The following is a 13,597-nucleotide window of genomic DNA, read 5'->3' as shown; positions in this document are numbered from 1 at the left end:
TATATAAAAGCGGTTTCATAGAACTTCATGAAACTTCAAGCCTTTATAAAAATATCTTTGAGGAGGTTGAACATTTTGTTTAATAATCTTAATTTTGTGAGCTGGAGCCGGATCAAACGGGTTATTTTGGCTGCCATTTGTATATCTTTAGCTTCCCAAGTCAGTATTTCCACTTACACTTTAGGGTTTACGTTGACTCTGTCAGTCTTTTTATTACCAGTGTTTTTATATTTCAATGCCGATTTAAATCCCCTCGTCATTGCTCTGGGTGTTGCCTTGTCTTCACCATTATTTAGAGGATTATTACTTTTTATTAGTCACGACGCCAGCAATATTAACATCCTTCAATTTATTATGACGGATATGGCGTTTTACTTAATGTATGGCTTCCTTTACTATGTTTTATACTGGCGCAAAAGCCAAAGAAATAACTCAATTTTTTTCTTAACTATTTTATTATGTGACTATTGTTCTAATTTGTTAGAAGTCAGTCTTTTAATTCATTTTTCAAATTATACATACCGACTTTTTCAAATTTTATTTATTACCGCATTAATTCGCAGTCTTTGTAGTTGTCTAATTATTTTTCTTTATCGTTACTTTACACTCTTGGTTCGTGACGAAAATCACGAACAACGTTATTTATATTTCATCTGGGTCGCTTCTTCCGTTAAAAGTGAAGTTTATTTCATGAAGAAAAGCATCAATGATATCGAAAATGTCATGAAAAATGCTTATCAATTGAATCAAGCCTTAAGCCAAACCAGTCTTGATCCCAAATATCAAACAACTGCGCTCAACATTGCACGTGATGTCCACGAAATTAAAAAAGATTATCAAAATGTAATCAGTGGTTTAGGTGATTATTTTAGCGAAAGAAATAACCAGCCTATGCAATTAGCTGATATTTTACGTGTCACAACCAGCTATATTCGTCAATCTCTTAAAAAAAAATCCCAGCAAGTTGTCATTGAAGTGTACAACCAGATCGACTTATTAGTGGTGAATCATTATTATGTAGTTTCTATATTATCTAATTTAATCTTTAATAGTATCGATGCACTCCAGCACCAGTCACACGGTTTAATCAAAATTACTGTGAGCGATCAAGGCCGTAATATTGAAATTGATATCAGTGATAATGGCCAAGGAATGGATGCGCAAACCCTAGCACTTATTTTTGAGCCCGGTTTTACCACGAAATACAATCAAAATACTGGAAATGTTTATCGTGGTATTGGTTTGTCTCACGTTAAAGTGCTTGTTGAAGATATTTTTGCAGGTAGTATCAATGTGCAATCTCAAGTGAATCAAGGGACAACCTTTAAAGTATTTTTAAATAAAGGGCGACTCATCAACGAGGTAGACAAATGAAATTCTATATTATAGACGATGATCCGGCTATTCCAAAGATGTTGCAACAGATCATTGAGCAAGATTCGCAAAACACTGTTATCGGCATCGCTAACAGTTCGAAAAAGGCTCTTTCTGAATTATTTCTAATGGATGTTGATATTGTGTTGATTGATTTATTGATGCCCAATATTTCAGGTATTGAATTAATTAAACGTTTGTCAGCGTTAAAACCTCAATTGCGCTTTATTATGATTTCACAGGTCAAAGATGCTGAATTAAGAGCCGAAGCTTATGAAGCCGGCATTGAATTTTTTATCGACAAACCGATTAACGTGATCGAAGTCCATTCTGTTATTAAACGTGTCTGCCAAAGTTTACAAATGGCCACCAAACTAGACAATATTCAAAAAGTCATTGGAACAACGGAACCTATCCATGCTTATGATCCCAGTGTCCAGCGCAAGCAAATGACTAAAGAAAAAACTATGTCGATTTTGCGCTTTTTGGGCATTACATCAGAGGCTGGCTCGGCGGATATTTTATTGATTAGTAAACTAATGAACGAACAAAATTTACGATTTAACGAGCTCAACTTTAATGATATCTACCAAATCAATGATCGCGAAAAAAAGGTCCTCTTGCAACGTATTCGCAGAGCTGTAAAAACCGGACTTATAAATTTGGCCAATATGTTTTTAGATGGCCTAGATGATGAGATTTCCTTAGAGTATGCAAATGCTCTTTACGAATATAAAAATGTCCGCCATGAAATTGATTACTTACAAGGCAAGCGTGCTGTCGGTGGCAAAATATCCTTAAAACACTTTTTCGATGGTTTGATTCAAGAAATATAACTGAATGCGTTCTGGAATTTCAACTGTTGGCGTTACATGGCAAAAGGTGCTTGCTACCGGCTGCTTTTGGCCAACAACCAGCTTCGATAATGTACTATGGCCCATTACGACACTAAAAAAACACGATTCTGTTGGATTTGGAGAATCGTGTTGGCATTAGGTTATCGGGGTTCTAATAGATTGACATTTTATTTCAAAGCACTTCATGCAACAATTTCGTTTTAATGATTAGCTAGAGGGGAGAAAAAGACTGCTTTTATAAAATCTGAATGTCATGCGCCGCACATTCGTCGAGCATTTCCTGGGGCCACACGCTTGCTTGTACTTCGCCAATATGTGCCTTGCCTAAAAGCAACATACACAACCGTGACTGTCCAATACCGCCGCCAATAGAATATGGTAATTGCTTTTGTAAAATCATTTGGTGAAAAGGCAATTGGGCCCGTTCTTCAGCATGCGCCAGTTTTAATTGCTTTTGTAAAGCCGCTTCATCGACACGGATCCCCATACTAGAAACTTCGAAGGCCCGCTGTAAAGGTTCATACCAAAAAAGAATATCGCCATTTAACTGCCAATCGTCATAGTCAGGAGCGCGGCCATCATGACGTTGACCGCTTTTGAGTGGCCCCCCAATTTGCATCAGGAAAACTGCTCCTAATTCGTGACAGATTTTATCTTCACGTTCACTGGGCGTTAAATCGGGATAGCGGTCTTCTAATTCTTGGGTTGTAACAAAATGAATTTCATCCGGCAAATGATAGACTGCTTGCGGATACTTATACCAGACTTCATGTTCCATGTGTTTGATGACTTTAAAAATACAACGAACAGTTTGCTTTAATGTCGTCTCTGTTCGTTCTTCTTTGGCGATCACCCGTTCCCAATCCCATTGATCGACATAAATCGAATGCAGGTTATCCAAGTCTTCATCTTTACGAATGGCATTCATATTGGTGTAGAGACCTTCATGTAATTTAAAGCCATACTTTTTTAGTGCAAATCGCTTCCATTTGGCCAAAGAATGAACAATTTCCAAGGTTTCTCCCGGTAATTCTTTCATCGTAAATGCGACAGGATGTTCGACACCATTTAAATTATCATTCAAGCCGGTAGCTTGTTCTACGTACATCGGTGCTGATAAACGCTCCAAATGCATTTCTTGACCAAACTCATCTTGAAATGTCTCTCGGATGTAGCGAATAGCTGCTTCAGTTTCACGAACGGACAATTTTGCCTTATAATCTTTCGGAATAGTTAAGTGCATGATATTTCCCCCTTAGAATTTAATTAAGTTAGACAAAAAAAGTCCTTCATCCCCACTTAGGGACGAAGGACTTCGCGGTACCACCCTACTTGCTTATTTGTAATAAGCCAGCTTAATAATGTACTAACATACATTACCAGTGGTAACGGACTGGTTACGGCGCAATCTACTCTAAACAACTGATTATTTCAATTGGCAACCAAGAAAGTGTTATTCAACTAAGCAAAATTGTTTTGGGTTTCCACTATTCCCAATTCACTGGCAACTTTGATCTTAATTTACTTGTCTTTCTTTTTGTTTTTAACTTAATTATTGATTTTCATTATAACGACCTTAATTAAAATTGCAAGGTTTAAATTAAAAGAAATTAACCAAATTTTCAAAATTATCGCGTATCATTTCCCCTCTTAGGGAAGGGAAGCAGTGAGCGAATAAGTTAAGTTAGCTTTATACCGGCCTGGTTGAATGACATTACTATTGTCAGCTTGGGGTGGCACTTTTAACTGAATCTTGGAAAAGGTCAGCGTTTTTAGATTACTATCAATGGGCAGAGTTTGCTGATACAAACACACATTAGTATTATTAGGAGCTACCCAGAAATCACTAGTATTTAAACTTTCTCGCAAAAAGATTTGCTTCAATGCATAAAATCTATATTGTAAAAACATTCGTTTGTCTTTGCTTCATGATCACGTTGGCTGGTCCGGCCAATTGACTAAGTCATTTATTGAATACCACCTTAATTTAATTCTCTTCGCCAAACCCAATCCGTAATCTAACCTCCGTTGATTATTGGACTACCAACTTAAGGGATAACGTGGCGTGACTTTACTGGTTAAATAAACTGCTAAACTTTCGGCTATTAATAACCAAAAAGTAGGACCAAAAATCAGATTTAATTGTTGTAAGCCATAATAAGCTATGATTCCTAATAACCACCAGGCAAAATTCCAAACCAGGGCTAAGCGCTGTTTAATTACAAATACACTGACAAAGACAATGGCAAATAACGGGGTAAAAGCAGCTCCAATCGCGTATAAAAAGTTTTCATAATATTGTAAGGAAATGCCAATGGCAATAAAAAATCCTACAATAGTAATTCCAATGGCGGCAGCATTCACGGGTACTTTAGCATTTAAATTCTGCAGATTTGTGGCGGCAGAATAAGCATCCATAAAAGTTGTTGTCACAGTGGAGAAAACCACAATCAGTAAAGCAATTAACCCTAATTGTGATTGGGCGAGGGCCTGACTGATATCAGTTTGACCTGTCCAAAGGACAATACTTAAACCTACAACAAACATCGCCCCACTACCCACAAAATATCCTAAGACACTGCACCAACTAGTTTGAATTGGATGGCGGGTTTGCTTTGTATAATCACCAATGACCGGCAGCCAAGATAAAGCCATCGTGACGTTTAATTCGACGGCATTGCTAAAACTTAAAGTTGATGCCTGCGGGGCATGGGTCGTAGGAGCTTTTTGCAACAAGCTCACAACAAACACAATCATAGCCAGCGTCAGTAACAGCACTACCCAATTATTGACTTTAAACAACCAATCATGCCGCAGCAGCAACCATAAAATAATTAACCCGGCTACAATGCCTGACATCAATAATTTTGATTGCCAATGAAAAAAAGATTGTGTTAATACATTCATGGCCAATTGGGCATTGACAATCATTACCGCTGTCCAACCCAGTAACTGCAATACATTTAATAACGAAAACAACTGCACCCCTTGCTTGCCAAAAGTCAACTGCGTGACTTTAATTGCCGTACTTTGATAACGCGCGGAAATATAACCTGCCGGTAATAAAAAACCGAAACAGCCAATTACATGACCAATAATTATCGCCAAGATTCCCCGTCCAAAACCTAACGGTGCCATTAAAGTACCAGTAACAATTTCGGCAATTGAAATTGCCGCGCCAAACCATAGTAAAAATAAACTGCGCAACCTCACTTCTTCCATGATGATCCTCCTCTAGTCGAAAAAAAAATCTTTCCCGTTAGAATTAACTAGGAAAGATCATCAAAAAGTAAATATCTCTGACGGCTACACTTTCCTTCGCAAGTTCTAACTTCACAGGTTCAAAGGGATTGGAAAAATTCCATCTCAGCTGATCACAGCACCCCTAGTGTATTCGTTTTGCCCATTGAGCATAGCAGTTCTACATGAAAAAAGCAAGCCCCTCTGGCCAGCATAAAAAAATCCCTAGCGCACTAGGGATTGCATTTGATTCAAAAAATTAAACAGCTGGCGTACCAAACCAAGCGATTCGTTCTTTAACAGTTTCTTTAATCGCTTCAGTTCCAGGAGCCAATAATTTACGTGGATCATAACCTTTCGCATCAATATCTTGATCTTTACCTGCTTCCACATATTGGCGGGTAGCTTTGGCAAAAGCTAATTGACATTCGGTATTAACGTTAACTTTAGAAATTCCCAAGGAAATAGCTTTCACAATTTGTTCCTTTGGAATACCGGAACCACCATGTAACACTAAAGGTGTCTGAACTGCTGCTGCAATTTCTTGTAAACGATCAAAGTTTAGCCCCTGCCAATTGGCTGGATAAACGCCATGAATATTCCCAATACCACAAGCCAAGTAATCCACACCTGTAGCAGCTAAAGTTTGAGCTTCCTCTACGCTAGCTAATTCACCTGCACCGGTAATGCCATCTTCAGTACCACCAATGGAACCGACTTCTGCCTCGACGGACATACCTTGAGCATGCGCCAATTTCACAATTTCTTTAGTTTTTTCGAGATTTTCGGCAAATGGTAAGTCATGACCATCAAACATCACTGAATTATAACCGACTTTGATACATTCTTTGGCTGCTTCATAATTACCATGATCTAAGTGCATTACTACCGGTACCGTAATCCCCATAGACTTAACTGTATCTTGCACTAAATGCAAACATAATTCATAGCCACCCATATATTTAGCAGCACCCATGGATGTTTGAATTAAAATTGGGGTTTTAGTTTCTTCTGCAGCTGCGAGAATGGCCCGTGTCCATTCCAAATTATTCGTGTTAAATGCACCTACAGCGTATTTACCAGCTCTTGCATTTTTAAAAATTTCATTACCGTTTACTAAAGCCATGATAGCCTCCTAAAAAAATCAGTTTTTCCATATACACTGACATTTTACCGCATTTTGGCAGGCTTGAATACAGATTGAATCAATGTAATCGATTCCCTCTACACTTTCTTTAATCCGGTTTGGCGGCAGTCTTTATCACCCGCAAGGGGATGTTGCCGCTGATCATGCCCGAATCATTTTGCATCCGAATGGTCCGTGTGTGTGGTGGTTGCTGAAAAACAATCGTGGAATCTAAATATAATTTAGTATTATTTTTTGTATAAACCGGTCCCAAATTTGAGGTCACAACTAACGGATAGGCCGTTGTCACTGACTGAACCGGAACCACCAACAAACTAAAGTTAACATCAAATGAACAAGATAAAGCTTGCTGGTTAAAAGGCCCGCTACCATCTTCGAAATCTAACACTAAAACGCAGCCTGGCTTTTGGGCTTTTTGAATCCGCTGCGCGACTTCCGGCCGGAAAAAAAGCTGTCCTGTCATTTTTATTCACCTACTTTGTCAAATCAAAATACTTAGTGAGCCACTGTAAGACGTGTTGTCGATATTTTTGCGGCTGCTTTTGATAGGATTGCGCGTGTGCGGCACCCTTGACATACCATAACTTCTTAGGTCCGTGATCATTTTGATAATTAATGGCGGCATTTTTGGTCGGCACAAAATCATCTTTGGTTCCATGAATAAGCAACAATGGTATGTGATTGTGTTTGAGCGTTTGCCGGGTATCAGCAGCGTACAAATTATAGTGAGCTAGTGTTTGCACAAACAAATTAGCAGTAGGAATCAAAGGAAAACTGGGCAAATGAAAAATTTGCTTTAATTGATAGGACAACTCACCGACGATACTGGCATAACCACAATCGGCAATGGCTAAGCGCACCTGTGACGGTACCCGCAATCCTAAATAATACATCACTTCAGCAGCCCCCATACTAATTCCATATAAGCCAATTTGACAATGTGGTCCTTGTCGTCGAATGAGCTGTTGCACCCATAATTGCAAATCCGCGCGATCTTGCCAACCATAACCGATATAGCGGCCCTGGCTACGACCTGCTGCCCGGGCATCTGGAGCTAAAACATTATAACCTGCATGATGCAGCAGTTTAATATAAGGGCCAACGGTTAAACTATTGTCCCCAAAACCATGAATCATGATCACTGTCTTATCAGTAGGCTTTGTTGCCGGGTAATATCTTGCTTGGAGTTTTAAACCATCAGCACTCATTTGCCGCCAGGTGGTTTGTTCCTGAGTTTGAGCCCATTTTTCACTGGTAGTTAAGGGACGATTAGCATTCCGGGCGCTGTAGCCGGTTTTACCCAGAGCAAAGTTAAATAAATAATACCCCATTCCTAAATCAATCACGAGTAAAATGGCCACGAAGCCCAGGAGAAGCGAACGCCAATGTTTTTTCATAATTAACTCACCTGTTCAATTAATTGCTCCGGCGTCTTAATCAAAGCTTTGGCTCCCGCTTGCGTTAATTCCGTAGCTGTGCCAAAACCATAGAGCACACCAATCGTTGCTACTTGATTAGCCGCTGCTCCTAAAACGTCGGTATCGCGATCTCCTACCATCACAATCTGTTGTGGATCAGAGATTGCTTCAATTTTAAGAGCTCGTTGAATAACATCTTTTTTTTGCATCTTTTCATCTAAATCTGTGCCATAAAGGTTCACAAAATATTGCTGAATCTCTAAATAATCAACAATTTGCTTCGCAAAAGTTTGGGGTTTTGCAGTTGCAATATAAAGTCGATGACCATTTTGCTGTAATTGTTTTAAAACCGGAACAATTTGGGGATAAAGGTGCATCTCCTGCCATCCACTGCGCCCATAATATTCTTGAAAACCCCGGAGCAATTGTCGTGCAAGTTCACTTTCTGGTGAAATCTTGGTATACTTTTCAATACTTTCCAATAACGGGGGACCAATAAATTTACGCAACACACTATCATCGGGAACTGATAAGGCTGCTTGTTGATAAGCATAACGTAAGGCTTTAATAATTCCCGGCGCGCTGTCAATAATGGTCCCATCCAGGTCAAAAAAAATATTTTTAATCAAAATTGTTCCTCTTTCATAATCAGATTTGCATATAATATTATATTAAAGGATTTTTTATATTGGTTTGCAAGTTCAAATCCCTAGATTAGTTTTCAAGAATGGGAGACTTTACATGGCACATACTGGTTTAACTACCGCCCAAGTTCAAGCACAGCAAGCCGCCGGCCACGTTAATCGTACGGCCACGACTTCTACGCCTGTGAGTAAAATTATTTCCAAAAATCTTTTCACACTTTTCAATTTGATCAATTTAGTGATTGCCGGTTTAATTATGTATACTGGTAGTTATGCGAATTTATTGTTTCTTGGACCAGTCATTGCCAATTTTATTATTGGTTCTTATCAAGAAATTAAAGCCAAAAAACAACTAGATCAATTAACTTTTTTAAATCGCCAACGCGTCACCGTTTGGCGTGATAACCAGCGGCAACAAATTTTTCAAGATGATTTAGTTTTAGGGGACATTATTTGCTTACGCCGCGGTGATCAAGTTCCCGCTGATGGGCGTGTTTGTCAAACTGAGCAACTCGAAATCGATGAATCTAATTTAACAGGCGAATCGGTAGCCATTATTAAACAAATCGGGGATTCCGTCTTATCTGGAAGCATTGTTGTCGGTGGTCAAGCAGAAGTAGAATTGACCGCCGTGGGGGCCGACAGCTTTGCCAATCGTCTGGCCAAAAGTGCCCGCCAACAGCAGCATCATGTTTCTCAACTGCTGTCCATTATTAACCGCATTATTCAAGTTCTAACCTATATTATTATTCCCTTAGGATTAATCCTCTTTTGTAGTTCCTATTTTAAAAATCACCATTTAAATCAAGCTATCTTAGGGACTTCCGCTTCCATTATTGGAATGATCCCGCAAGGTCTGGTTCTTTTAACTTCTGTGGCTTTAGCCGTCGGAACCATGCATTTAGGTCATAAACAAGTTCTTGTCAAATCCATGACGGCCTTGGAAGCTTTAGCGCGAGTGGATACGTTATGTTTGGATAAAACGGGCACAATAACTACTGGCAATTTGCAATTAGCTAAAATTGTTCCACAGCACGTGAGCTCCAACGAGGTCCGTACCATTGCCCAAAAAATTATGCTGGCTACTCAAGAAAGCAATGAAACGGCGCAGGCTTTGCTCCAAGACTGCACTCTCCAATTAGCTCCGGGTGAGGTGGATAGTATTGTGCCCTTTTCCTCGCAACGCAAATGGTCCGCAGCTAATTTCAACAAGCACCAATCCTATGCCATCGGGGCGCCCAATTTTCTTTTGCACAATCAACAGCAATTGACACAAGCCCAACAATTTGCGGCAGCTGGCTATCGTGTTTTAGCCGTAGTCCAAAGCCCACAACCCATCAAAACCACAATCGAACAACCACAACTTTTAGGTTTTTGTCTGATTAGTGATGAAATTCGAGCTACCGCCCAAGACACTTTTGATTACTTACGGCAACAAGGCATTAAGATCAAAGTTATCTCCGGTGATGATCCGCAAACTGTCCAAACTATTGCTCAGCAAGTTCAATTACCTGCAGCCAACCAAGCTGTCGATATGTCTACAATTCCTGACGATGCAGATTTTGCCCAGTTGGTCCAAGAATATACGGTTTTTGGGCGGACTTTGCCTGAACAAAAACAAAAACTGCTTCAAGCGCTGCAACAAAATCAGCACAAAGTCGCGATGGCTGGCGATGGCGTTAATGATGTCTTAGCTATGCGTCAATCCGATTGTGGCATTGCCATTGCTGGCAATAGTGATGCTGCCGAAAGTGCGGCCGATTTCGTCTTATTAAATAAAAACTTTGATTCCTTAATTTTCGTGCTGAATGAAGGACGCCGGGTTATTAACAATATTGAACGGGTAGCGGCTTTATATTTAATCAAAACCATTTATTCGATCCTGCTTACCCTGCTTTTTATTTTATTGCATGCTAATTATCCGTTTTATCCCGCCCAAATGACTCCGGTGAATGCCTTAACTGTCGGGATTCCGACCTTCTTTTTAGCCTTACAACCAGATTTTCGCCCCCCGGCGGGACGGTTTTACCGGAATGTTTTTCAAGTTGCTTTGCCCGCAGCTGTGGATGTCACCTTAACGGTGGGATTACTCACCCAGTGGGGACATTGGCAAAATTGGTCTTATGCTCAAACTTCCACGCTGGCAGTTTTAGCTATTAGTCTACTGGGCTTTGCCGCCTTATGGACGATCGCACGGCCCATTAATCGGGGTATTATTGTCATTTTCTTATTGCTCTTCTGCGTTAATGCGGGGGTTTTTGTTGGTGGTGGTGGGATTTTCAAAATACAGAATATTTTGATCGGTAATTTACAATTCCCTAGTCTGCTCATTATTATACTGTTTTACCCACTATTTCTGATTTCACGTGAGTTAGTCGTACGCTATATCTTAAAATAAGCCCGCGTTGCTGAATCAACTATAATTTAGCCCCAAATATCAAAGGATGATCCTCATTCACTTAAACCCAACACCGGCGGCAACGGCGCTTTAGCACGATATTTTTGAATTAATGCAGGGGGCAGTTGTAAGTCTCGTTCTCGGCCGTGAACGTTTAAATTAATTTGATCCAAATGATCTGTGCGAATTTTGTTGGTAAATCGCGGATCACTTAAGGCTACCACTCCTAAGGCCACAAGATCGCCATAGTTTAAACCATCTAAAGTTGCTGCTGGTGTCCGAATCGAGCCGGAAACCATCAGGGCACTCCGACCGGCAATTTGATCATGAATCAAGGCGTTCATCGGCTTAGTCCGATTTCCCCTCAGCGCAAAAGCTTTGTAAGCCGGAACGCGAAAAGTTGCGCTGCTGTAAATGGAAGTATGTAAATAATCCAAATCTAATTGCGCCAAGTGCTCAATCAATTGTAGAGATTCATCGATGGTATAACCAATATTAGCACCATGAATTTCTTCCGGCGACAAACGGTAGCCGACAATAAAATCCGGTTTTAATTGGCGCGCCACTCGCAAAACTTCTTGAGCCACTGCTAACGGGAAAGCCATTCGTTTGGTTAAACTGCCACCCCAGGCATCTGTGCGTCGGTTAGAATATTGGGAAAAAAATTGTTGTAAGAGGTAATGATTGGCGCCGTGAATTTCCACACCGCTAAAGCCTGCCGCAATTGCTCGCGCCGTAGCTTGACCAAAGGCTTGAATAATTTGTTCAATTTGACTATTAGTTAATCCTTGAACCGGATAATCTAAAAAAGGAAAATCGAGTGCCGTCGGTGCATAAGCTTGATGACTTTGAGCATAGCCTATTGAAGCTTGGCGACCAGGATGTTGCAGCTGCACAATCCCTTTATTGCCCTGAGCTTGCATGACAGTCGCCAATTGCCTAAAGGCGGGAATCGCTGCATCAGTGTCCAGCGACATTTGTTGTTGGGCACATTGAATATGCGGTGCAATAGTTGTAGCCCCCGTAATTAAGAGCTGTCCAAATTCATTACGTAATTGAAAATAAGCACAGTCTTGAGCAGATGGTGTCCCATCAGCTTGGGCTGCAAAAATTAACATCGGGCACATTGCTATCCGATTATGTAAGACGACACCGTTATTTAACCTCAAATCAGTAAATAATGGTTGATATTTAGTTTGCATATGACTTTCCTTTACTCATTAATAAACAGCATCGTATCTGCTGACGCTATCGTGAAAATTTTGGAGCTTCCACCCTATTTTTTGCACTTTGTACTTGGGGAACGGCAAAAAGACCACCTTTAACAAACAGAGATCATAATAAAGTGGGACGGGTTACTTTATGGCGTTCATCGGCAATTACTAAGCCCATTTCTTGTTCACTCAATTCGGGGGTCGGCAAGCGTCGATTTTTTTGAGCGATAATTGTAAATTGATAATTCAAAGTAACCGCTAACCTAATCAATTCCTGTCGATAGGACGTTGACAGGCGGCCATTAATATATAAATGATATTGTGGATAGCGCTGCATAACCCGTTTAATCAGCGGCAAATTTTGGGGATTACGAACTTGAGCTACTGTTAAAGCTAAGGCCACCCGTTCCTGAAAATTACCAAGAAATTTTTTGCGCTCATCAGGTTTTAATTGCGGCGTGCCAAAAATATTCTTTTTTAAATAATCTTCTACATCACTCATGGGCTTTGCTCCTGACCTTTAAGAAATTAGACTTATTGCTGGACTATTTTTGAGACTTTTTAGATTTTAAGAGAGTCTTGACAATGCGGTAATTGGCTAACCCAACACTTTTGGCAGACTCCAGGTCATAAGTATGGGTGGCACTTTGATTATGCTGCCAATAGTGATATAGCGGCTGGGTGCCAATGTAAAAATGCTGCGCATGCGTGGCATATTGCACATTGAACACCTGATCTTCCATCAAGGATAAGTCAGATTCAAATTGTAAATGATATTTATTAATGAGGGCCAAGTGGTAAACTTTGTTCCACGTGTACCCTTTGACCTGACCACTGTTCTTGGTGATATGGCGTAAAACTTCTTCACGCCCACAATAACCTTGAAAATGCTTTGAACGTAATAAAGCGGGGGCCCGTTGTGGTTCACGCACGTAGCCGCAAACTACCATATCCAGCGGTCGCTGCGCAAATTTTTGCAAAAAGTAACTTGTATATTGCGGCTCCAACCAATCATCACCATCAATAAACGTGATCAGTTCGCCCTGAGCCGCACGCATACCGCGATTGCGGGCAGCCGAAATTCCCTGATTACTTGGTTGGGTTAATAAAGACATGTTAGAATGATGGCGGATAAACCGGGTTGCTATTTGAGGTGTTTGATCAGTGGATGCATCATTTACCATAATTAATTCAAAGTTTTGATCCTGCTGGGCTATAACAGATTTTAGACAACGCTCTAAACGCGCAGCCTCATTATATAAAGGCATAATTATCGATAATTTCGGCATTTAATCACCTAGTTGT

13 protein-coding genes, 1 riboswitch and 1 other annotated feature are annotated in these 13,597 nt (G+C 40.2%); of the genes, 3 read left to right on the top strand and 10 right to left on the bottom strand.

Annotated features, from left to right (window positions below; all coding sequences use genetic code 11):
- Nucleotides 1-75: 75 nt before the first annotated feature.
- Together JG30_RS00840 and JG30_RS00835 are read left to right on the top strand one after the other, a co-directional pair.
- Nucleotides 76-1,374, top strand: a complete 1,299-nt coding sequence (locus JG30_RS00840; protein ID WP_046315361.1) for a sensor histidine kinase — start codon at nucleotides 76-78, stop codon at nucleotides 1,372-1,374.
- Nucleotides 1,371-2,210, top strand: a complete 840-nt coding sequence (locus JG30_RS00835) for a DNA-binding domain-containing protein (protein ID WP_046315359.1) — start codon at nucleotides 1,371-1,373, stop codon at nucleotides 2,208-2,210. The genes JG30_RS00840 and JG30_RS00835 overlap by 4 nt, the downstream gene beginning before the upstream one ends.
- A gap of 256 nt (nucleotides 2,211-2,466) precedes the next feature.
- On the opposite strand, the gene asnA is transcribed toward JG30_RS00835, so the two are convergent.
- The 7 genes from asnA to JG30_RS00800 all read right to left on the bottom strand — a co-directional run bounded on the left by asnA (nucleotide 2,467) and on the right by JG30_RS00800 (nucleotide 8,665).
- The gene (gene asnA, locus JG30_RS00830) at nucleotides 2,467-3,474 is read right to left on the bottom strand and encodes an aspartate--ammonia ligase (RefSeq protein ID WP_046315357.1); all 1,008 of its coding nucleotides are present in this window, start codon (nucleotides 3,472-3,474) and stop codon (nucleotides 2,467-2,469) included.
- Between the two features lie 55 nt (nucleotides 3,475-3,529).
- Nucleotides 3,530-3,778, bottom strand: a binding site (T-box leader).
- Between the two features lie 103 nt (nucleotides 3,779-3,881).
- On the bottom strand, nucleotides 3,882-4,100 hold the full coding sequence (locus JG30_RS00825; protein WP_143443869.1) for a hypothetical protein: 219 nt from the start codon (nucleotides 4,098-4,100) through the stop codon (nucleotides 3,882-3,884).
- Nucleotides 4,101-4,271: 171 nt separating this feature from the next.
- Entirely contained in the window at nucleotides 4,272-5,453 is a 1,182-nt protein-coding gene (cytX, locus tag JG30_RS00820; RefSeq protein ID WP_046315352.1) for a putative hydroxymethylpyrimidine transporter CytX, read from the bottom strand.
- A 74-nt stretch (nucleotides 5,454-5,527) separates the two neighbouring features.
- A riboswitch (TPP riboswitch) is annotated at nucleotides 5,528-5,628 on the bottom strand.
- A 102-nt stretch (nucleotides 5,629-5,730) separates the two neighbouring features.
- Complete coding sequence (gene fba / locus JG30_RS00815; RefSeq protein ID WP_046315351.1) at nucleotides 5,731-6,597, bottom strand: class II fructose-1,6-bisphosphate aldolase; 867 nt, start codon at nucleotides 6,595-6,597, stop codon at nucleotides 5,731-5,733.
- Between the two features lie 109 nt (nucleotides 6,598-6,706).
- Nucleotides 6,707-7,081 (bottom strand): iron-sulfur cluster biosynthesis family protein, encoded by a 375-nt coding sequence (locus JG30_RS08540; protein WP_052725143.1) that lies wholly within the window; start codon nucleotides 7,079-7,081, stop codon nucleotides 6,707-6,709.
- A 10-nt stretch (nucleotides 7,082-7,091) separates the two neighbouring features.
- Complete coding sequence (locus JG30_RS00805) at nucleotides 7,092-8,015, bottom strand: alpha/beta hydrolase (RefSeq protein ID WP_046315349.1); 924 nt, start codon at nucleotides 8,013-8,015, stop codon at nucleotides 7,092-7,094.
- Nucleotides 8,016-8,017: 2 nt separating this feature from the next.
- The gene (locus JG30_RS00800) at nucleotides 8,018-8,665 is read right to left on the bottom strand and encodes an HAD hydrolase-like protein (RefSeq protein ID WP_052725142.1); all 648 of its coding nucleotides are present in this window, start codon (nucleotides 8,663-8,665) and stop codon (nucleotides 8,018-8,020) included.
- Nucleotides 8,666-8,777: 112 nt separating this feature from the next.
- Here JG30_RS00800 and JG30_RS00795 point away from each other — a divergent pair, with 112 nt between their 5' ends.
- Nucleotides 8,778-11,078 (top strand): HAD-IC family P-type ATPase, encoded by a 2,301-nt coding sequence (locus tag JG30_RS00795; RefSeq protein ID WP_046315345.1) that lies wholly within the window; start codon nucleotides 8,778-8,780, stop codon nucleotides 11,076-11,078.
- Between the two features lie 53 nt (nucleotides 11,079-11,131).
- On the opposite strand, the gene JG30_RS00790 is transcribed toward JG30_RS00795, so the two are convergent.
- The 3 genes from JG30_RS00790 to JG30_RS00780 all read right to left on the bottom strand — a co-directional run bounded on the left by JG30_RS00790 (nucleotide 11,132) and on the right by JG30_RS00780 (nucleotide 13,581).
- Nucleotides 11,132-12,280 carry an oxidoreductase gene (locus JG30_RS00790; protein ID WP_046315343.1) on the bottom strand — a complete coding sequence of 383 codons (1,149 nt, stop codon included), beginning with the start codon at nucleotides 12,278-12,280 and terminating at the stop codon, nucleotides 11,132-11,134.
- Between the two features lie 133 nt (nucleotides 12,281-12,413).
- Nucleotides 12,414-12,794 (bottom strand): YueI family protein, encoded by a 381-nt coding sequence (locus JG30_RS00785; RefSeq protein WP_046315341.1) that lies wholly within the window; start codon nucleotides 12,792-12,794, stop codon nucleotides 12,414-12,416.
- A gap of 43 nt (nucleotides 12,795-12,837) precedes the next feature.
- Nucleotides 12,838-13,581 carry a glycosyltransferase family 2 protein gene (locus tag JG30_RS00780; protein WP_046315339.1) on the bottom strand — a complete coding sequence of 248 codons (744 nt, stop codon included), beginning with the start codon at nucleotides 13,579-13,581 and terminating at the stop codon, nucleotides 12,838-12,840.
- Nucleotides 13,582-13,597: the final 16 nt, after the last annotated feature.

The organism is Bombilactobacillus mellifer (assembly GCF_000970795.1).
In the GTDB taxonomy this organism is placed as follows: Bacteria; Bacillota; Bacilli; order Lactobacillales; family Lactobacillaceae; genus Bombilactobacillus; species Bombilactobacillus mellifer.
This window is presented reverse-complemented; position numbering and strand designations above follow the sequence as displayed.